The following is a 20,639-nucleotide window of genomic DNA, read 5'->3' on the forward strand; positions in this document are numbered from 1 at the left end:
ACGTCTGAGCGGCAAGGCCGTTCCGAAAGGCTGTCATGACAGCGTCAGCATCAGAAACTGGCTTTGACCGATACCATGAAGTTGCGTGGCTCACCGTAATAGTTGCCGAAGGTTTCGGTGCCGATGCTGGCGTAGTAGCGCTTGTCGAACAGGTTGTTACCGTTGAGCGCTACCGACCAGGTGTCATCGATGCGATAACCGATACGCCCATTCCAGATCGCATAGCCCGCCTGGTCGATTTTTTCGCCACTGGCGGGCGAGACGCGGAAGTTGTCGCTTTGCGCGTTGACCCCGGCACCGATAGACAACCGCTCTAACGCGCCGCTCAGGGTGTACTCGCCCCACAGGCGCAACACATGCCGAGGCACGTAGCTGTTGAACGCCGCTCCGTTCAGGCTGCTGTCGATGTCGTCCAGGGTCTTGGTCTGGGTGTAGGTGTATCCCGCAAGCAGTTGCAGGCGCTCGATGATTTCCCCACTGAGCTCCGCCTCGAAACCTTGCGCACGTACCCTGCCGGCGTTGACGTAGCAGTAACCATCGGATGACGGGCATGACGAGTTGTAATCGGTCTGCGCCTGGTCTTTCTGAATAGTACGGAACAGGTTGAAGGCGCCGTTCAGTCGCCCCTCCAGCCAGGCCCCCTTGATCCCCAATTCATAGCTCTGGCCCACAAGCGGCTTGAGCGCGGAACCGTCTTCAGACCGGTAGTTGCCTTGCGGAGTGAAGATGTCCGAGTAACTGGCGTAAGCGGTAAGGTTTTCGTTCAAGTCCAGCAGTACCCCGGCGAAGGGCGTGACCTGCCCGGTCTCGCGGGTGCTGGAATGCTCCGACGTACCGGTGTTGATAAAGTCGGAGTCGGTCGTGGAGGTGTACCAGCTCACCCGGCCGCCAACCACCAGGGTCAGTGGGTCGGCCAGTTTCAAACGCAGGGTCGAGTAGAGGCCTTTTTGTGTAGTCTTGGACTTCACCGGCCCGCCGCGAGATGAGTTGTCGATGAAGTAGCTGTCGTCGGGCTCAGGGATGAACTTGTCGGGGTTGAATACATTCTGGCGCTGCGGCAGAAAGGCCACTGAGTAGAAGTCGTCCTTGTTCGAACGGCTCGCATTCATGCCTAGCACCAGTTCATGTTGTTGGCCAAACGCATCGAATGTGCCATCGACGTAGGCGTCCAGGCCGTAATCGACCTGGTCGTAGTCATACATGCTGCCCAGCATGCCAGTGGTATTGGTACCGGGCGTCACTGCACCTGAGGCAAACGCGTACTTGATGTCCTGGGTGTTCTTCGTATAGACGCTGGCAACCTTGAGTTTCCAGTCTTCGTTAAGCTGATGGGACACATCACTGAACACGGTGGTGCGCTGGCTGCGCCAGGTGTTCCATGAGGGGTCCAGGCAGGTTGAGCGGCTCAGCTTCAAGTCGCTGCGATCGCGGTAGCGCGGCAGGCCACCCCAGCATGGGTTGGCATCCACGTCTTCATAGGCAACGCCCAGCCCCAGGGTGGTGTCGGCATTCAGATCGAAGTCGAGCGCACCGTAATACACCTGATCTTTGCGGTTGGCGTCGTCCACGAAATAGTGGCGGCTTTGTTCGGCGATCACTGCCCGGCCGCGCAGAGTGCCGGATGCGTTCAGCGGGCCGCCGGTGTCCAGTTGCCCGCGGTAGTTGTCCCAACTGCCGCCGGACAGGGTGATGTCGGTATGCGCAGCTGCCAGGCCGCGCTTGCGCACGAAATTCACCCCGCCGGCAGTGCCGCCGGAGCCTTTCATCATGCCCGCTGCGCCGCGCAGCACTTCGACCCGGTCGTAGTACGCCATGTCGCTGCTGAAACTGTCGGCCTGGACATAGAGGTTGCCCATGTCCAGCGGCACACCGTCGTACTGATACTGGCCCGACATGCGGAACCCGCGTGAATAGAAGTATTTGCCACCCATGGTCGAGTCGTACACGGTAATGCCGGGCGTCTTCTCCATGACCTGGTCGATGGTGTACAGGTTCTGGTCGTCCATCATCTTGCGGGTCATTACCGTCACCGACTGTGGCGTCTCTTTGAGCGAGTGCTCACCTTTGCCTATGGTGACCGCGCCCGTGGTGTACGAGCCGCTGTTCTCTGTCGTGGCGCCCAGCACCTGGCCGGTGATGTTGGTGGCACCAAGTTCCATTGCCGAACCAGCGGAAGGCACTTCCCGCAGTACATAGGTGCCGTTGGACTGCGCCTGGGCTTGCAGGCCGCTGCCGGCCAGAATCCGGCTAAAGCCTTCAATGAGACCGAAGGTACCTTTGAGCCCCGAGGAGCTAAAGCCGTCTGTTTGCCTGGCATCAAACGAAATCGCCGCCCCCGCCGCGCTGGCGAAGTGGCCAAGGACTTCGGTCAGGCTGCCACCAGGGATGTCGAACGACCGCACTGCGCTGTGCTGGGCCGCCACGGCTGCCTCGACCGTTGCTGTGGACCAGGCTCCGACAGTGGTTACTGCCAGCAGCGCGACTTTTACCGCGGTCGCCAGACGACCACGCTTGAATACCTCAGACATCCTAATCCCCCCCTGAAAATGATCGATGACACCCAATGGGGGATGAGCCGAACGATGCGTAAGAAAAGTGCAAAAAAGAATTTTTTAATTACTGAGGCGGGACGACAGGAGGCGACACATTGACCCAGAAACGGCTGTAACGCGTGACGCGTAATGAAAGCCCGCTTTCCAGCGCAGCCAACGCCAGGTCGGTGTCATCGATTGGGAACGCGCCAGAGACCCTCAGTTGCGCAATACGCGGATCACAGCGCAGCACGCCGGTGCGGTAGCGCGACAGGTCGGAAAGCAGTTCGACCAGGGGGCGATCAATGGCAATGATGCTGCCGTGTTGCCAGGCTCCCACCGTAGCGTCATTACGCCGTAGCTGCCCCACCGTGAGGTCGGTGAAGGCGATGGATTGCCCGGCCTCAACGCGCACTGTCAATGCGCTGCTGGACGCTCTGACTTCTACCGCTTTCTCCAGGACTGCCACCTCACCGCCCAGCGCTTGTGTGCGAACGATAAAGCGCGTGCCCAGCGCCCGGACCTCGCCATGTGTGGTGCTTACCTTGAATGGCCGCTGTGCTGGGTCGTTAGCGGTCGATACCAGAATTTCACCGCGAAGCAGTTCCAGCACCCGTTGCTGGCCGTCGTACTTGAGGTTTACAGAGGTGTCGGTGTTCAGCAGCAGTGAACTGCCATCGGCCAAACGAAAGGTACGGCGCTCACCCACTGCGGTGCGGTAATCGGCAAACAGCTGTTGCGAGCTGTTGCTACGCCACCCCAGCCAGCCCAGCGAGGTGGCTGGCACTAATACCAATACGCTGCGTAACAGCTGCCGGCGGGAACGTGCGGCACCACGCAGGGCGGGTGCGGCCAGCGCACCCGGCACGCTTGCCATCTGCTCCCCCACAGCGGTCATCCGCTGCCAGGCTTGGCGATTGACCGGGTCGGCAGCCAGCCAGTCGTTCCAGGCGCTGCGATCGGCGTCGGTGGCGATGCCAGACTGCAGCCGCGCGTACCAGCGGGCTGCTGCACTGATGGCCTGCAACTCGGCGGGCGAAAGGCTCATGCCAATTGCATCTGCATCAAACAGCAATGCTCCATTGCCTTTGCCATGTAGTTGTTGACGCTGCGCACGCTGATGTTCAGCTGCTCGGCAATCTGCGGGTAGGTCAGCCCGTCGAATTGCGACAGCATGAACACCTGCCTGACCTTCGGCCCCAGCCCTTGCAACAGGCGATCGATTTCTACCAGTGCCTGCAACATGATCGCCTGCTCTTCCAGCGACGGGTGCTGTGCTTGCGGCAAGGCTGCCAAGGTTTCCAGGTATGCCTGTTCCAGTGAGCGCCGACGAAACAGGTCGATCAGCAAGCCCTTGGCGATCCTCGACAAGTACGGGCGCGGCTCGCGAATGTCCAGTGCGCTGCGTGCCTTGATCACCCGCACGAACGTATCCTGCGTCAGGTCCGCGGCATCGAATGCGTTGCCAAGCCTCTTGCGTAGCCAGCCATTGAGCCAGCTGTGATGCTCGCAATACAGGTGATTGACGGCGCTACGCAGAGAGAGGTCGTTGGCGGGCATTTTGGATGGAATGGTTCGCGATTGGTAATGAATCTTATTGTCGTGCGTGGTGGAGGTGTTTGCAATAGCAAAGGTTTGCCCGAAGGCTACGCCTTTCGCGCCTTAGGCCCACGGGCGTTGTCGTACACCGTGACAAGCACGTAGGCCACCTTCCTGATTGCTTTGCCAGAGGCTTTTAGCTGGTAAAACAGCTCCTCCAGGGATTCGAACTCATGCATCAAGGCTATTATCAGAGCCGAGACGGGCGATCTAGGCGGCAGCGAAACAGCCTGCTGCTCCGTGCTCTGGGCGCACAACCTCTGCCTTGATACGGGTAAAACCATCAGGCCCTGGAAGGCAGTCACCGTTCAGTGTCATGACGCAAAAACGCCGCCTCCAGCAGTTGCTGCGTATAAGCATGCTGGGGTGAATGGAAGATCTGCTGAGCCTCGCCTTGCTCCACAACATGCCCCTGCTTGATCACCATCAGTTGGTGACTCAACGCTTTGACCACGGCAAGGTCATGGCTGATGAACAGGTAGGTGAGGTTGTACTTGTGCTGCAAGTTGCGCAGCAATTCCACCACCTGCCGCTGCACCGTACGATCCAGCGCAGACGTCGGCTCATCCAGCAGAATCAACGCCGGCTTGAGCACCAGCGCCCGGGCGATGGCGATACGTTGACGTTGCCCACCCGAAAACTCATGCGGGTAGCGGTGGCGCGTGCGTGGGTCCAGGCCTACCTCTTCCAGCGCCGCGATAATTGCCGCTTCCTGTTCTGCGGCTGTACCAATCTTGTGAATCCGCAGCCCCTCACCAACGATATCCGCCACACACATACGTGGGCTGAGGCTACCAAAGGGGTCCTGAAACACCACTTGCATCTCACGTCGCAGTGGCCGCACCTGCTTCTGGTTCAAGCCTTCCAGCGCCTGGCCATGGAAGCGGATGCCCCCCTGGCTCGAAATCAAGCGCAAGATCGCCAGCCCAAGCGTCGATTTGCCCGATCCGGACTCGCCCACGATCCCCAGGGTCTGCCCCTGGGGCAAGCTGAAGTTGATCCCGTCCACCGCCTTCACATGGTCGACCGTCTTGCGCAGCAAGCCTTTCTTGATCGGGAACCATACCTTCAGGTCGTTCACTTCCAGCAGCGGTGCGCCAACCGGATTATGTGCCGGCAAACCGCTGGGCTCTGCATTGATCAGCATCTGTGTGTAATGGTGCTGCGGCGCACTGAACAGCGTCGCGCAATCGGCCTGCTCGACAATCTGCCCACGCTGCATCACGCAAACACGGTGGGCAATGCGCCTTACCAGGTTCAGGTCATGGCTGATCAGCAGCAATGCCATGCCCAACCGCGCCTGCAGTTCCTTGAGCAGCTCTAGAATCTTCAACTGCACGGTCACGTCGAGCGCAGTGGTGGGTTCATCGGCAATCAGCAACTCCGGCTCATTGGCCAGCGCCATGGCGATCATCACCCGCTGCCGCTGGCCACCGGACAGCTCGTGGGGCAGGGCCTTCAGCCGCTTGCGCGGCTCGGGAATGCCCACCAGCTCCAGCAACTCCAGCGTGCGCGCAGTGGCTTGCTTGCCGGTGAGGCCCTTGTGCAGCAGCAGGATTTCGTTGATCTGCTTTTCGATGCAGTGCAGCGGGTTCAGCGAGGTCATCGGCTCCTGGAAGATCATCGCGATGCGGTTGCCGCGAATCTTCTGCATGGCCTTCTCACCTTGCTGCAGCAGGTCGTTGCCTTCATAGCCGATGCTGCCGCTGGGATGGCGTGCAAGTGGATAGGGCAGCAGGCGCAGAATCGAGTGGGCGGTAACGGACTTGCCCGAACCGCTCTCGCCGACCAGCGCCAGGGTCTCACCCTTGCGGATGTCGAAGCTGATGCCATCGACCACACGGTTGACCTGTTCGCCGGTAACGAACTCCACCGCCAGGTCGCGCACTTCGATCAGGTTCTGTTCACTCATCTCACTTCCTCGGGTCGAAGGCATCGCGGGCGGATTCGCCGATGAATACCAGCAGGCTCAGCATGATCGCCAATACGGCAAAGGCGCTGATGCCCAGCCATGGCGCCTGCAGGTTGGACTTGCCTTGGGCCACCAGTTCGCCCAGCGACGGCGCGCCCGGTGGCAGGCCGAAACCGAGGAAGTCCAGGGCGGTCAGGGTGCCGATGGCACCGGTGAGGATGAAGGGCATGAAGGTCATGGTTGAAATCATGGCGTTGGGCAGGATGTGCCGGTACATGATCGCGCCATTGCGCATCCCTAGGGCACGGGCGGCGCGCACGTACTCGAGGTTGCGCCCGCGCAGGAACTCGGCACGCACCACGTCGACCAGGCTCATCCACGAAAACAGCAGCATGATGCCCAGCAACCACCAGAAGTTGGGCTGCACGAAGCTGGCAAGGATGATCAGCAGGTACAGCACCGGCAAGCCGGACCAGATCTCCAGAAAGCGCTGGCCGGCAAGGTCCACCCAGCCACCGTAAAAGCCCTGCAGGGCACCGGCGATGACGCCGATGATGGAACTGAGGATGGTCAGGGTGAGGGCGAACAGCACCGAAATGCGGAAGCCGTAGATCACCCGCGCCAGTACATCGCGGCCCTGATCGTCGGTGCCCAGCAGGTTGTCCGCCGAGGGTGGCGCAGGGGCGGGTACGCGCAGGTCGTAATTGATGCTCTGGTAGCTGTACGGGATCGGGGCCCACAGCACGAAGCTGTCTTTTTTGGCCAGTAGCTCCCGGATATACGGGCTCTTGTAGTTGGCCTCCAGTGGGAACTCGCCGCCGAAGGTGGTTTCCGGGTAGCGCTTGAAGGCCGGGAAAAACCACTCGCCGTCGTAGCGCACGGCAATCGGTTTGTCGTTGGCGATCAGCTCGGCGCCCAGGCTCAGGCCGAACAGGATGAGGAACAGCCACAGCGACCACCAGCCGCGTCGGTTGGCCTTGAAGCGCTCGAAGCGCCGACGGTTGAGAGGGGACAAGGCCATGTCAGTGCTCCCGGCTGGCGAAGTCGATGCGCGGATCGACCAAGGTGTAGGTGAGGTCGCCGATCAGTTTCACCACCAGCCCTAGCAGGGTGAAGATGAACAAGGTGCCGAACACCACCGGGTAGTCGCGGTTGATGGCCGCCTCGAAACTCATAAGGCCCAGGCCGTCGAGGGAGAAAATCACCTCGATCAGCAGGGAGCCGGTGAAGAAGATGCCGATGAACGCCGAAGGGAAGCCCGCGATCACCAGCAACATGGCGTTGCGGAACACGTGGCCGTACAGCACCCGCGAGCGGCCCAGGCCTTTGGCTTTGGCGGTGACCACGTATTGCTTGTTGATCTCGTCGAGGAAGCTGTTCTTGGTCAGCAGGGTCATGGTGGCGAAGTTGCCGATCACCAGGGCGGTGATCGGCAGCACCAGGTGCCAGAAGTAGTCGAGCACTTTGCCGGTGGTGGACAGCTCGTCGAAGTTGTTCGAGGTCAGGCCGCGCAGCGGGAACCAGTCGAAGTAGCTGCCGCCGGCGAACAGCACGATCAGCAGGATGGCGAACAGGAACGCCGGGATGGCATAACCGACGATGATCGCCGAGCTGGTCCAGACGTCGAAGTGGCTGCCGTGGCGCACCGCCTTGGCGATACCCAGGGGGATCGACACCAGGTACATGATCAGCGTGCTCCACAGCCCGAGCGAAATCGACACCGGCATCTTCTCGGCGATCAGGTCGATGACCTTGGCATCGCGAAAGAAGCTCTCGCCGAAGTCCAGCTGGGCGTAGTTCTTGACCATGATCCATAAACGCTCGGGGGGCGACTTGTCGAAACCGTACATGCGCTCGATTTCGGCGATCAGCGCAGGGTCGAGGCCCTGGGCACCGCGGTAGTTGGAGCCGGCCACGGAGACTTCGGCGCCGCCGCCGGCAATCCGGCTGGTGGCACCCTCGAAGCCTTCGAGCTTGGCGATCATCTGTTCCACCGGGCCGCCGGGGGCGGCCTGGACGATGATGAAGTTGATCACCAGGATGCCGAACAGGGTCGGGATGATCAGCAGCAGGCGACGCAGGATGTAGGCCAGCATGTCAGTTGGCCTCTTGCGCAGGCGCTTCGGACACGGCTGGCGTCACCTCGGGCTTGATCCACCAGGTGTCGATGCCGATGTCGTACTTGGGCGAAACCTTGGGGTGGCCGATGTGGTTCCAGTAGGCCACGCGCCAGGTCTTGATGTGCCAGTTGGGGATCACGTAGTAACCCCACAGCAGCACGCGGTCCAGGGCGCGGGCGTGGTTGATCAGGCTCTGTCGGGAATCGGCGTTGATCAGCGCTTCGACCAGTTGGTCGATGGCCGGGTCCCGCAGGCCCATGAAGTTGCGGCTGCCGGGGTTGTCGGCAGCGGCACTGGACCAGAACTCGCGCTGCTCGTTGCCTGGGGAGCTGGACTGCGGATAGCCACTGACGATCATGTCGAAGTCACGCGAGCGCAGGCGGGTGATGTACTGGGAAACGTCGACGCGGCGGATGTTCAGGTCGATGCCAAGGTCGGCCAGGTTGCGTTTGAACGGCAGCAGGATGCGCTCGAATTCGGTCTGGGCCAGCAGAAACTCGATGGACACCGGTTTGCCGTTCTTGTCGACCATCTTGTCGTCGACGATCTTCCAGCCAGCGTCCATCAGCAGCTTGTAGGCCTGGCGCTGCTGTTCGCGGATCATGCCGCTGCCGTCGGTGACCGGGTTGTGGAAAGCCTCGCTGAACACCTGTTCGGGGACCTTGCCGCGCATAGGCTCGAGGATTTTCAGCTCGTCAGGCGAGGGCAGGCCCTGGGCGGCCATTTCGGAGTTTTCGAAGTAGCTGCCGGTGCGGGTGTAGGCGCCGTTGAACAACTGCTTGTTGGTCCACTCGAAGTCCAGCAGCAGGCTCAGCGCCTGGCGCACGCGGATGTCCTGAAACACCGGTTTACGCAGGTTGAAAATGAAACCCTGCATGCCTGTGGGGTTGCCGTTGGGCAGCTCTTCCTTGATCAGGCGGCCATCGCGTACGGCGGGAACGTTGTAGGCGGTGGCCCAGTTTTTCGCGCTGGTCTCAAGGCCATAGTCGAACTGGCCGGCCTTGAGTGCTTCCAGCGCGACGGTGTTGTCGCGGTAGGAGTCGAAGGTCATGGCGTCAAAGTTGAACTGGCCGCGGTTGAGCGGCAGGTCCTTGGCCCAGTAGTCCTTGACCCGCTCGTAGCGGATCGAGCGGCCGGGCTTGACCTCGGTGATCTTGTACGGGCCGCTGCCGAGCGGGATTTCCAGGTTGCCGCGGTTGAATTCGCGGCCTTCGTACCAGTGCTTGGGCAGCACGGGCAACTGGCCGAGGATCAGCGGCAACTCGCGGTTGTTCTTGTGCTTGAAGGTGAACAGCACGCGCAGCGGGTCTTCGGCGACGACTTGGGCGACATCGCCATAGTACTGGCGGTACAGCGGTGCGCCGTCCTTGATCAGGGCGTTGAAGGTGAACACCACGTCTTCGGCCCGCATCGGGTGGCCGTCGTGGAAGCGCGCCTCGGGGCGCAGGTAGAAGCGCACCCAGCTGTTGTCCGGGGCCTTTTCGATCTTGCCGGCAACCAGGCCGTACTCGGTGAACGGCTCGTCCAGGCTCTGGCGCATCAAGGTGTCGTAGATGGCGCTGAGGTTTTCGGCGGCCACCCCTTTGTTGATGAACGGGTTGAGGCTGTCGAAGCCGCCGAAACTTGACTGGCGGAAGGTGCCGCCCTTGGGCGCGTCGGGGTTGACGTAGTCGAAGTGCTTGAAGTCGGCCGGGTACTTCGGCGCTTCATCATAAAGGGTCAGTGCGTGTTGTGGCGCGGCCATTGCCGGTAGGCTCAGGCAGGCAAGCAGCAGGCTGCCTGCCAGCTGGCGCAGGCGGTATGTTGGCATCATTGGGCTTTCTCCGAAGTCTTTAGCCACCAGGTATTCAGCCCCAGGGTATAGGGCGGTGTGGTGACGAAACCGAACCGGTTGCGGTAGGCCAGGCGGTGATTGTCGAGATACCAGTTGGGGATCATGTAGTACTGCCAGGACAGCACGCGGTCCAGGGCGCGGGCGGCGGCGACCTGGTCATCGCGGGTGCGTGCGGCGAGCAAGGTGTCGAGCAGGTGGTCGACCACCGGATCCTTGACCCCAGCATAATTTTTGCTGCCCTTGGTCGCAGCCTGGCTGGAATGGAAGTACAGCCACTGCTCAAGGCCGGGGCTCAAGGTCTGGCTCAAGGTCATCAGAATCATGTCGAAGTCGAACTGGTCCAGGCGTTGTTTGTACTGGGCACGGTCCACGGTGCGCAAGCGCGCATCGATGCCGATGCTCGCCAGGTTTTCGACATAAGGTTGCAGGATGCGTTCGAGGTTGGGATTCACCAGCAGCAGCTCCATGCGCAATTGCTGGCCTTGTGCGTTCACCAGGCGCTGGCCGTCGAGCTTCCAGCCGGCGCGACCGAGCAGGCTCAGCGCCTGGCGCAGGCTCTGGCGGTCGATGCCGCGGCCATCGGTGTGGCTGACCTGATAGGGCTGGGTGAACAGCTTTTCCGGCAATTGGTCACGGAACGGCGCCAGCAGCAGCCACTCCTTGCCCGTGGGCAGGCCGCTGGCGGCAAACTCGCTGTTGGGGTAGTAGCTGGTCGAGCGCCGGTAGGCGCTGCTGAACAGGGCGCGGTTGGTCCACTGGAAGTCGAGCATCAGGCCCAGCGCCTGGCGTACCCTGGCGTCGCTGAAGGTGGCCCGGCGGCTGTTCATGAACAGCCCCTGGGTCTGGGTCGGGATGCGATGGGGGATCTGGGCCTTTATCACCTCGCCACGGCGCAGTGCCGGGAAGTTGTAGCCGTTGGCCCAGTTCTTTGCCTGATGCTCGATATAGATGTCGAACTCGCCTGCCTTGAAGGCTTCGAACGCGACTGTGGCGTCCCGATAGAACTCGTATTCGATGCGGTTGAAGTTGTACTTGCCGCGGTTTACCGCCAGGTCCTTGCCCCAGTAGTTCTTTACCCGCTCGAACACCAGGCGCCTGCCGGGCTGCACCTGAGTGATGCGGTAGGGGCCGCTGCCAAGCGGCGGCTCGAAGGTGGTGGCCTTGAAATCGCGGTTTTGCCAGTAGTGTTTGGGCAGCACCGGCATCTCGCCCAGGCGCAGGATCAGCAGCGGGTTGCCAGCGCGCTTGAACACGAAGCGGATGCGCAGCGGGCCAAGGATATCCACGCGCTGCACTTCCTGCAGGTTGGTGCGGTAGATCGGGTGGCCGTCCTTGAGCAGCGTGCGGTAAGAGAAGGCGACGTCTGCAGAAGTGATCGGTTTGCCGTCATGCCAGCGCGCTTGCGGGCGCAGGTTGAACACCACCCAACTGCGGTCCTCGCTGTACTCCACCGAGCGGGCGATGAGGCCGTAACTGGAGGTGGGCTCGTCCCCGGAAGGGTCATACATGCCGGTGCCGACCATCAGTGTTTCGTTGAGCTCGTTGACACCGTACTGCAGGAAGTTCGGCGTTGTGACCGGGCTAGAACCCTTGAAGGTATAGGCGTTGAGCGTGTCGAAGGTGCCCAATGCCATGGCGCGCAAGGTGCCGCCCTTGGGCGCTTGCGGGTTGACCCAGTCGAAGTGGGTGAATGTGGCTGGGTACTTGAGCGTGCCGAACTGCGCGTATCCGTGGCTTTCGCTCACCATCGCGGCTGCGGGAAAGCTCAAGGCCAGGCTGAGTGACAGCAGGAGGGGACGTATCAAGTCGGCATCCGATCCAGAGGCGTTGGGCTTTGGTCGGGCTACAGTAACAGCTTGGCGGGGTTGGAAAAAGGGTGTGTCTGGAAGGAGATCAAGGGGCTGCGGAGCAGCCCCGGGTTGCCATCAGTGCCCCAGGTAGACGGTCAAGGTCTGGCCTGGCTTGAGGGCGTGCCCGCTGCGCGGATTCCAGCGCTTGAGGTGCTTCATCTCAACATTGAAACGTTTTGCCACCAGATACAGCGAGTCACCCTTGCGGACCTTGTACTGGGTAGAGCGCTTGGAGGATGCCGCCACCCGGTTGCCTGCCGCACTACCACCACGCAGTGCCAACACCTGGCCGGCCTTTACACGGCTACCCGATAGTTTGTTCCAGCGCTGGATATCCTTGACCGAAACCCGGTTGGCCCTGGCAATGGTGCTCAGGCTGTCGCCGCGCTTTACGCGGTAACTGCGCGCTCTGGCAGGTGCCTTGGCTTCGGCCACGGCGCGTGCGAACACGGCTTTGTTCGGCTGCAGGCTGACCAGTTGTTCAGGCTTGAGGTTGGACAGGCTGTCGGACAGCAGTTGCGCCTTGGCCGTCGGTACCAGCAATTGTTTGGGCCCATCCACGGTCATGCGCTTCTTGAATGCCGGGTTGAGCTGGATCAGTTCGTCTTCGTCGATGTTGGCGAAGGCGGCTACCCGCGACAGGTCCAGGCGGTCCTTGATGGCGACAGCTTCGAAGTAGGGCTCGTTGGCGATCGGGTTGAGGTTCACTCCGTAGGCTTCGGGGGTCAGGACCACCTGCGACAGGGCCAGCAGCTTGGGCACGTAGTCGCGCGTCTCCTGTGGCAGTGGCAGGTTCCAGTAATCGGTGGGCAGGCCGAGTTTCTCGTTGCGCTCGATCGCCCGGCTGACGGTGCCTTCACCGGCGTTGTAGGCAGCCAGTGCCAGCAGCCAGTCGCCGTTGAACATGTCGTGCAGGCGGCTCAGGTAATCCAGCGCGGCGTTGGTCGACGCGGTGATGTCGCGGCGACCATCGTAGAAATTGGTCTGGCGCAGGTTGAAGTGGCGCCCGGTAGAGGGGATGAACTGCCACATGCCTGCAGCATGGGCGCGCGAGTAGGCCATGGGGTTGTAGGCGCTTTCGATCGCCGGCAACAGGGCCAGTTCCAGCGGCATGTCGCGTTCTTCCAGGCGCTCGACGATGTAGTGCAGGTACAGGCTGCCGCGCTCACCGGCGTTTTCGAGGAACGAGGGGTTGCTGGCGAACCACAGCCGCTGCTGCTCGATGCGCGGGTTGACGTCGATGGTGTCTTGCAGGGCGAAGCCCTGGCGCATGCGCTCCCACACATCCTGCGGCGCCTGCTCGGCGGGTTTGACCGCGAGCGGAACGGGTTTGTGTTTGATCCGCGCCTGGTAGCTGTGCGCGCGAACGCTGTCGGATTCGTCGAGCTGACGGGTGCTCTGGCAGCCCACCAGGGTGGCGGCCAGCGCCAGCGCACTGATTTGGGCCAGGCGCGTCAGGGCGACTGAATGAGCGGTTCTGCGGCTACGGGAAGACATCGGCGGGGACGGGTATCCGGGCAAAAAATTTCGGCGATTCTAGAAACCGCATCCCGCCGGGTCAACCTTCGAGCACATGTTGCGATATATCTTCAGGTTATCAGAAGGTGTCCTTCCAAGACCTCAAGGCAGCAAAAACAGCGACATGCGTGGTGTTTGAATGTCCCTTCCATTCGTCAGCTTTTTGTTTAACTAATGTTTCAGAGGTACGCAGAAAGGGGTTGGTCAGCCGTTCCAGGCCGATGGTTGATGGCAATGTGATGCGATTTTCGGCGCGCAGCCGGGTAACATCATCGAAACGTTGCAGAACGTGCGGGTTTTGTGGCTCCACGGCCTTGGCGAAGCGCAAGTTGCTGAGGGTGTACTCGTGGGCGCAGTACACCTCGGTACGCTCCGGCAGCGCGGCCAACCTGGCGAGGGCAGGCTGCATCTGCTCTGGCGTGCCTTCGAACATCCGCCCGCAGCCAGCGGCGAACAACGTGTCGCCACTGAATAGCACCGGTGTCGCAGGTTGGTCGCTGAAGAAGGCGATATGACCCAGCGTGTGCCCCGGTACTGCCAGAACCTGGAAGGTCACGCCCACCGCGGTCACTTCGTCACCTTCGTCCAAGGCAAGGTCGCGGCACGGAATACGCTCGTTGGCCGGGCCGCTGACCCGCGCACCGGTCAGTTTTTTCAGCCGCTCGACACCGCCCACGTGGTCATTGTGGTGGTGGGTGACCAGAATATCCTCCAGCACCCAGTCGGGATTGGCGGCCAGCCATGCCTCCACGGGGGCGGCATCACCAGGATCGACCACCGCGCAGCGGCGTTTGGCAGTATCCTGTAACAACCAGATGTAGTTGTCGGAGAAAGCGGGGAGAGCATCGATCTGTATCATGGTGCGGATCCGTATCGCCTAGCGTGGCACATGAGGCCATCTTAGCCGCGATGGCGCGGTGCGAGAACCTTCGAGGGAGAGCGCAAATGACCGACCAACCCTTTGCCCAGGCCGACCCGGCCTGGATCGAGCTGATCAGCCTGGCCCGTGACTGGTTCCACGGCCCGCTCGGCCAGCTGATGCTCAAAGAAGAGGAAAAATTGTTGGAGGAGGAGCTCGGGCGCTTCTTCGGGGGTTACCTGGTGCATTACGGCCCCTGCGCCGAGGCTCCGCCCAGCGCCCCCCAGGTACAGCGCAACGTGCGTCTGGGCGCGCCGCTGCCGGGGGTGGAGATCGTCTGCGAGGAGCAGGCCTGGCCCTTGAGCGAGCACGCTGCCGACGTGGTGGTGCTGCAGCACGGCCTGGACTTCTGCCTGTCGCCCCATGGCTTGCTGCGCGAGGCCGCCAGTGCCGTCCGCCCCGGCGGGCATCTGCTGATTGTCGGGATCAACCCCTGGAGCAGTTGGGGCATACGCCACTTTTTCAGCCACGGCGCGCTGCGCAAGGCCCGCTGCATCTCGCCGTCACGGGTCGGCGACTGGCTCAACCTGCTGGGCTTCGCGCTGGAGAAACGCCGCTTCGGGTGCTATCGTCCGCCGCTTGCCTCACCGGCCTGGCAACAACGCCTGGCGGGCTGGGAACGGGTAGCAGGCGGTTGGCAGAGCTCCGGTGGCGGTGTTTACCTGCTGGTAGCGCGCAAGATGGTGGTTGGCCTGAGGCCGCTGCGCCAGGAGCGCCGCGAACCGATGGGCAAGTTGCTGCCTTTGCCATTGGCCAAGGTCAACCGCACCGCGGTCAGCCCGGATACCGAAAAGCACTGAACATGAGTGGTACATGAGCGATAGCGTCGAGTTGTATACCGATGGTGCCTGCAAGGGCAATCCAGGCCCTGGTGGCTGGGGGGTCCTGTTGATCTACAAGGGCGTCGAAAAGGAGCTGTGGGGCGGCGAACGCGAAACCACCAACAACCGCATGGAACTGATGGCCGCGATTCAGGGCTTGATGGCGCTCAAGCGCGAATGCGAGGTGGTGTTGACCACCGACTCGCAGTACGTGATGAAGGGCATCAACGAGTGGATGGTCAACTGGAAGAAGCGCGGCTGGAAGACCGCCGCGAAGGAGCCAGTGAAGAACGCCGACCTGTGGCAGCAGCTCGACGAGCAGGTCAACCGCCACAAGGTCACCTGGAAGTGGGTGCGCGGGCACATCGGCCACCCCGGTAACGAGCGCGCTGACCAATTGGCCAACCGTGGCGTCGACGAGGTACGCGCCAAACGTTGAGCTGCGGTACAATCCTCGGCTTTGTAACTGATGCAAGTTGGAGCGCCCCGCGTGGAGCAGCAGCAAGATAAACGCCTGGTCATTCTCGATACCGAAACCACCGGCATGCCGGTCAGCGAAGGCCACCGGATCATCGAGATCGGCTGCGTCGAAGTCATTGGCCGGCGCCTGACCGGTCGGCACTTCCACGTCTATCTTCAGCCGGACCGCGAGAGTGACGAGGGCGCGATCAATGTCCACGGCATCACCGACGCGTTCCTGGTCGGCAAGCCGCGCTTCGGCGATGTGGCCGAGGAATTCTTCGAGTTCATTCAGGGTGCCACGCTGGTCATCCATAACGCGGCGTTCGACGTCGGCTTCATCAACAACGAGTTCGCCCTGCTCGGCCAGCGCGACCGCGCCGACATCTCGCAGCACTGCACCATCCTCGACACACTGTTGCTGGCCCGCGCCCGGCACCCGGGGCAGCGCAACAGCCTTGACGCGCTGTGCAAGCGTTACGATATCGACAACTCCGGCCGTGAACTGCACGGCGCGTTGCTCGACTCGGAGCTGCTGGCTGATGTCTACCTGGCAATGACCGGTGGCCAGACCAGCCTTTCGCTGGCTGGCAATGGGGCGGACGGCGACAATGAAGGGCAGGGCAGCGGTGGCAGCGAGATCCGCCGGATTACCGGGCGTGCGCCTGGGCGGGTGATCATGGCCACTGCCGAGGAACTGGAGGCGCATGCAGAGCGCCTGGCGGCTATCGCCAAGTCGGCGGGCGGGCCGTCGATGTGGCAGGTATTGACCGAAACGCCTGCCGGTTGATGCTGAGCCTGCCCTGGCCTTATCGCCGCAACCTGGCTCCCACAAGCTCTTTACTGAACTGCAAATTCGCGTAGGCACCGGCGTGCCTGCGACAGGGCCGTACTGAGAGCACCAGGCTCTACTACCCTGTGAAGGATGCTCTGTCCTTCGGAGGTTGCAGCCTGATGTACAAGGACCTCAAGTTCCCCATCCTCATCGTCCACCGTGCCATCAAGGCCGACAGCGTTGCCGGCGAGCGCGTGCGGGGGATTGCCGAGGAACTGCGTCAGGACGGCTTCGCCATTCTCGCCGCGGCAGACAATGCCGAAGCCCGTCTGGTCGCGGCCACCCACCACGGCCTGGCCTGCATGCTGATCGCCGCCGAAGGCATTGGCGACAATACTCACCTGTTGCAGAACATGGCCGAGTTGATCCGCCTGGCCCGCCAGCGTGCTCCTGACCTGCCAATCTTCGCCCTGGGCGAACAGGTCACCTTGGAAAACGCTCCCGCCGAAGCGATGAGCGAGCTCAACCAGCTGCGCGGCATCCTTTACCTGTTCGAGGACACCGTGCCGTTCCTCGCCCGCCAGGTAGCACGTGCCGCACACAACTACCTCGACGGCTTGCTGCCGCCTTTCTTCAAGGCCTTGGTACAGCACACCGCGCAGTCCAATTATTCCTGGCACACGCCCGGCCATGGCGGTGGCGTGGCCTACCGCAAAAGCCCGGTGGGCCAAGCCTTCCATCAATTCTTCGGCGAGAATACCTTGCGCTCGGACTTGTCCGTCTCGGTGCCGGAACTGGGCTCGCTGCTCGATCACACTGGCCCTTTGGCAGCGGCCGAAGCCAGGGCGGCGCGCAACTTTGGCGCCGACCATACCTTCTTCGTGATCAATGGCACCTCCACCGCCAACAAGATTGTCTGGCATGCCATGGTCGGCCGTGATGACCTGGTGCTGGTGGACCGTAACTGCCACAAGTCGGTGGTCCATGCCATCATCATGACCGGCGCCATTCCCATCTACCTATGCCCCGAGCGCAACGAACTGGGCATCATCGGGCCGATCCCGCTCAGCGAATTCAGCGCCGAGTCGATCCAGGCCAAGGTGCTGGCCAACCCCTTGGCCAAGGGGCGCGAACCGCGCATCAAGCTGGCGGTGGTGACCAACTCAACCTATGACGGGCTGTGCTACCACGCCGGGCTGATCAAGCAAGCTCTGGGCAGCAGCGCGCAGGTGCTGCACTTCGATGAAGCCTGGTTCGCTTACGCGGCGTTTCATGAGTTCTTCACGGGGCGCTATGCGATGGGTACGGCCTGCACCGAGGGCAGCCCGTTGGTGTTCAGCACGCACTCGACGCACAAGCTGCTGGCGGCCTTCAGCCAGGCGTCGATGATCCATGTACAGGACGGCGCCCAGCGGCAACTGGACCGAGATCGCTTCAATGAAGCCTTCATGATGCATATCTCGACGTCACCGCAGTACAGCATCCTGGCTTCTTTGGATGTGGCTTCGACCATGATGGAGGGGCCCGCGGGGCGTTCGCTGCTGCAAGAGATGTTTGACGAGGCACTGAGCTTTCGTCGCGCCCTGGCTAACCTGCGTGCACATATCGCGGCCACCGATTGGTGGTTCAGTATCTGGCAGCCGCCTGGGGCAGAAGGCGTCGATCAGCTCGCTGCGCAGGACTGGCTGCTGCAGCCTGGGGCGCAGTGGCATGGCTTTGGCGAATTGGCGGGCGATTATGTGCTGCTTGACCCGTTGAAGGTCACCCTGGTGATGCCGGGGTTGCGGGCCGACGGCGTGTTGGACGAGCAGGGCATTCCGGCGGCAGTGGTCAGCAAGTTTCTCTGGGAGCGCGGGTTGGTGGTGGAGAAGACCGGCCTTTATAGCTTCCTGGTGCTGTTCTCGATGGGCATTACCAAGGGCAAGTGGAGCACGCTGCTGACCGAGTTGCTGGAGTTCAAACGCCATCATGATGGCAATACTCCGTTAAGCCAGTGCCTGCCGAGCATCGTTGCAGTCGACACGGCACGCTACCACGGTATCGGCCTGCGCGACCTGTGCAACCAGCTGCATGACTGCTATCGCGTCAATGCCACGGCCAAGCAGCTCAAAGGGTTGTTCAGTCGCTTGCCGGAAGTGGCGCTCAGCCCGGCTCGGGCTTATGACCATATGGTGCGCGGTGAGGTGGAAGCGGTGCCGATAGAGGCATTGCTCGGCCGTGTCGCGGCAGTCATGCTGGTGCCCTATCCGCCGGGCATACCCTTGATCATGCCGGGGGAGCGGTTCACTGAAGCTACCCGCTCGATCCTCGACTACCTGGCGTTTGCCCGCGCCTTCAACAGCGGTTTTCCCGGCTTTGTCGCCGATGTGCACGGCCTGCAGAGCGAAGCCGGAAGCTATACGGTCGATTGCGTCAAGGAATGCGAATGATCTCGACGCCGGTCTGTACCAGTTCAAAACGGTCTTCACCCAAGTGGTTGACTCGGTCGCCGATGGCCAGGCGATAGGTGGTGACCGGTGCGCCCTGTACGCTGCCGTCGGTCTGCAGGGTGGACTCTTGGAACTCGTGGACGGGGTAGATACGGCCTTCGGCGTCACGGGCGTGGAATTGGCCGACCATTACTGCTGCCATTTAAGTGAAAACCTCTGAATTGCGTAGGAAATGTCTGCAGGAATAGACCGTGGATGGTACCTGGAAGTTTTCTGGTGGAGGAAAAAAACCTAAGCGCCGAGCAATGGTCATCTATAACTACAACGTCTCTTAACCCAGCAAAGGTTGGAAATCGCCATGAGCCAGGTGTATTCGGTAGCGGTCGTCGTCGGCAGCTTGCGCAAGGATTCGTACAACCGCAAGGTGGCCCGTGCCCTTTCAGAGCTGGCACCGTCCAGTCTTGCCTTGAAAATCGTCGAAATCGGCGATCTGCCACTGTACAACGAGGATGTCGAGGCTGCGGGTGTGCCCGAGCCGTGGAGGCGCTTTCGCGACGAGATCCGGCGCAGCGACGCGGTGCTGTTCGTCACCCCGGAGTACAACCGCTCTGTACCGGGCTGCCTGAAAAATGCCATCGACGTGGGCTCACGTCCCTATGGGCAAAGCGCCTGGGGTGGCAAACCTACGGCGGTGGTGAGCGTCTCGCCCGGCGCCATTGGCGGGTTTGGGGCCAACCATGCCGTGCGCCAGTCGCTGGTGTTTCTCGACATGCCGTGCATGCAGATGCCCGAAGCTTATATCGGTGGGGCGGCCAGCCTTTTCGAGGACAGTGGCAAGCTCAATGACAAGACCCGGCCGTTTCTGCAGGGTTTCATCGACAAGTTTGCCTCTTGGGTGAAGCTGAACCGGGCGGTTTGAGCCGGCCTTGTCGTCGGTAAGCCGGCCCCACAGCTACCCCACCGTTCGTGAAAACGGCGGGGTAGCTGTGGAAGCCGGCTTGCGGGCGAAAGCTGCAACACAGATCGGTCAGAACGCCTGCGGCATCTCTCCCTTGGCCAACCGCCGGTTGATATCGGCGACCACCTCTGGCAGTTCATTGATGGTGTCGATCAGGTAGTGCGGGCGTGACCCTGCGAACAGCGCATGAATGCGCTTGCGCTCACTCTCCAGCTTCTCAGCGCTCAACGCCTGGTACCCTTCCCAGGTCAGCCCGAGCGCGTTGCCCGAGCACACCAGAGCCACGGTCCACATGCCGGCACGGCGGCCTTCGAGGATGCCCGGCACGGTGTCGTCGACCTTGACGCAGGCCGCCACGTCGTCGATGCCCAGGGCGATCACGTTGGCCAGTGCCTGTGCCGGCCACGGGCGGCCGTTCGGGGTTTCGTCGGTGGCCACCACATGGTCGGCGACATAGCCGTTCTGGGCCGCCAGCTCCACCACCTTGTCCATCACCACTTTCGGGTAGCCCGAGCAGGAGCCGATTTTCAAGCCGTCCCGGCGTAAGCCGGTGAGGGTGTCCAGAGCACCGGGAATCAGCGCCGAATGCACGGCGATCTTCTCGATCTGCAGCGGCATGAAGCGGTTATAGATGGCAGTGACGTCCTCGTCGGTCGGCGTGCGGCCGAACACGTTGCGATAGCGTTCGGCAATTTCCGGCACGTCACATAGGGTGCGAATATGGTCCCACTTGCCCATGCCCATCGGGCCGCGGGCTTCTTCGATGGAAACCTGGACGTCGAACTCGGCGAAGGCTTCGACGAAGATCTGGGTCGGGGCGAAAGAGCCGAAGTCGACCACGGTGCCGGCCCAGTCGAGGATGGCGGCTTGCAGCTGGGTGGGGTTGCTGTAGTTCATGTGCGCTATTTCCTGAA

Annotated in this window: 17 protein-coding genes; 5 read left to right on the top strand and 12 right to left on the bottom strand. The window is 61.9% G+C overall.

Going from position 1 to position 20,639, the window contains the following annotated elements:
- Positions 1-50 precede the first annotated feature (50 nt).
- From ACMGGN_RS05340 to gloB, 10 genes are all read right to left on the bottom strand, one after another.
- Positions 51-2,528 (bottom strand): TonB-dependent siderophore receptor, encoded by a 2,478-nt coding sequence (locus tag ACMGGN_RS05340; protein ID WP_237860530.1) that lies wholly within the window; start codon positions 2,526-2,528, stop codon positions 51-53.
- Between the two features lie 88 nt (positions 2,529-2,616).
- A complete protein-coding gene (locus ACMGGN_RS05345; RefSeq protein ID WP_115274299.1) occupies positions 2,617-3,579 on the bottom strand; it encodes a FecR domain-containing protein in 963 nt (320 codons plus the stop codon).
- On the bottom strand, positions 3,576-4,091 hold the full coding sequence (locus tag ACMGGN_RS05350; protein WP_115274300.1) for a sigma-70 family RNA polymerase sigma factor: 516 nt from the start codon (positions 4,089-4,091) through the stop codon (positions 3,576-3,578). The genes ACMGGN_RS05345 and ACMGGN_RS05350 overlap by 4 nt, the downstream gene beginning before the upstream one ends.
- Positions 4,092-4,431: 340 nt before the next feature.
- Positions 4,432-6,042 carry an ABC transporter ATP-binding protein gene (locus ACMGGN_RS05355; protein WP_046785220.1) on the bottom strand — a complete coding sequence of 537 codons (1,611 nt, stop codon included), beginning with the start codon at positions 6,040-6,042 and terminating at the stop codon, positions 4,432-4,434.
- 1 nt (position 6,043) lies between these two features.
- Complete coding sequence (locus ACMGGN_RS05360; protein WP_046785219.1) at positions 6,044-7,063, bottom strand: ABC transporter permease; 1,020 nt, start codon at positions 7,061-7,063, stop codon at positions 6,044-6,046.
- Position 7,064: 1 nt separating this feature from the next.
- The gene (locus tag ACMGGN_RS05365) at positions 7,065-8,138 is read right to left on the bottom strand and encodes a microcin C ABC transporter permease YejB (RefSeq protein ID WP_119687471.1); all 1,074 of its coding nucleotides are present in this window, start codon (positions 8,136-8,138) and stop codon (positions 7,065-7,067) included.
- Between the two features lies 1 nt (position 8,139).
- Positions 8,140-9,975, bottom strand: coding sequence for an extracellular solute-binding protein (locus tag ACMGGN_RS05370; RefSeq protein ID WP_174142522.1), 1,836 nt, complete (start codon positions 9,973-9,975; stop codon positions 8,140-8,142).
- Positions 9,972-11,801, bottom strand: coding sequence for an extracellular solute-binding protein (locus ACMGGN_RS05375; protein ID WP_204918484.1), 1,830 nt, complete (start codon positions 11,799-11,801; stop codon positions 9,972-9,974). The genes ACMGGN_RS05370 and ACMGGN_RS05375 overlap by 4 nt, the downstream gene beginning before the upstream one ends.
- 120 nt (positions 11,802-11,921) lie before the next feature.
- Positions 11,922-13,343 (bottom strand): lytic transglycosylase domain-containing protein, encoded by a 1,422-nt coding sequence (locus ACMGGN_RS05380; protein ID WP_046785216.1) that lies wholly within the window; start codon positions 13,341-13,343, stop codon positions 11,922-11,924.
- 100 nt (positions 13,344-13,443) lie between these two features.
- Positions 13,444-14,223: a hydroxyacylglutathione hydrolase gene (gene gloB, locus ACMGGN_RS05385; protein ID WP_115274306.1), complete on the bottom strand. Its 780-nt coding sequence runs from the start codon at positions 14,221-14,223 to the stop codon at positions 13,444-13,446.
- A gap of 86 nt (positions 14,224-14,309) precedes the next feature.
- Here gloB and ACMGGN_RS05390 point away from each other — a divergent pair, with 86 nt between their 5' ends.
- The 4 genes from ACMGGN_RS05390 (at position 14,310) to ACMGGN_RS05405 (ending at position 18,767) form a co-directional block, all read left to right on the top strand.
- Complete coding sequence (locus tag ACMGGN_RS05390) at positions 14,310-15,083, top strand: class I SAM-dependent methyltransferase (RefSeq protein ID WP_012315305.1); 774 nt, start codon at positions 14,310-14,312, stop codon at positions 15,081-15,083.
- A 13-nt stretch (positions 15,084-15,096) separates the two neighbouring features.
- Positions 15,097-15,543: a ribonuclease HI gene (gene rnhA / locus ACMGGN_RS05395; protein ID WP_012315304.1), complete on the top strand. Its 447-nt coding sequence runs from the start codon at positions 15,097-15,099 to the stop codon at positions 15,541-15,543.
- 51 nt (positions 15,544-15,594) lie between these two features.
- A complete protein-coding gene (dnaQ, locus tag ACMGGN_RS05400) occupies positions 15,595-16,353 on the top strand; it encodes a DNA polymerase III subunit epsilon (protein WP_039602584.1) in 759 nt (252 codons plus the stop codon).
- A gap of 164 nt (positions 16,354-16,517) precedes the next feature.
- Positions 16,518-18,767: an Orn/Lys/Arg decarboxylase N-terminal domain-containing protein gene (locus ACMGGN_RS05405; RefSeq protein WP_125924909.1), complete on the top strand. Its 2,250-nt coding sequence runs from the start codon at positions 16,518-16,520 to the stop codon at positions 18,765-18,767.
- Here ACMGGN_RS05405 and ACMGGN_RS05410 read toward each other — a convergent pair.
- Positions 18,751-18,969 carry a hypothetical protein gene (locus tag ACMGGN_RS05410; RefSeq protein ID WP_046785212.1) on the bottom strand — a complete coding sequence of 73 codons (219 nt, stop codon included), beginning with the start codon at positions 18,967-18,969 and terminating at the stop codon, positions 18,751-18,753. The genes ACMGGN_RS05405 and ACMGGN_RS05410 overlap by 17 nt on opposite strands.
- A 156-nt stretch (positions 18,970-19,125) precedes the next feature.
- On the opposite strand from ACMGGN_RS05410, the gene ACMGGN_RS05415 reads away from it, so the two are divergent.
- Positions 19,126-19,686, top strand: a complete 561-nt coding sequence (locus ACMGGN_RS05415; RefSeq protein ID WP_046785211.1) for an NADPH-dependent FMN reductase — start codon at positions 19,126-19,128, stop codon at positions 19,684-19,686.
- A gap of 108 nt (positions 19,687-19,794) precedes the next feature.
- Here ACMGGN_RS05415 and phnX read toward each other — a convergent pair whose 3' ends face one another.
- On the bottom strand, positions 19,795-20,622 hold the full coding sequence (phnX, locus tag ACMGGN_RS05420; protein WP_115274307.1) for a phosphonoacetaldehyde hydrolase: 828 nt from the start codon (positions 20,620-20,622) through the stop codon (positions 19,795-19,797).
- Positions 20,623-20,639 lie beyond the last annotated feature (17 nt).

The organism is Pseudomonas sp. BNK-30 (assembly GCF_047456185.1).
Taxonomy (GTDB): Bacteria; Pseudomonadota; Gammaproteobacteria; order Pseudomonadales; family Pseudomonadaceae; genus Aquipseudomonas; species Aquipseudomonas putida_E.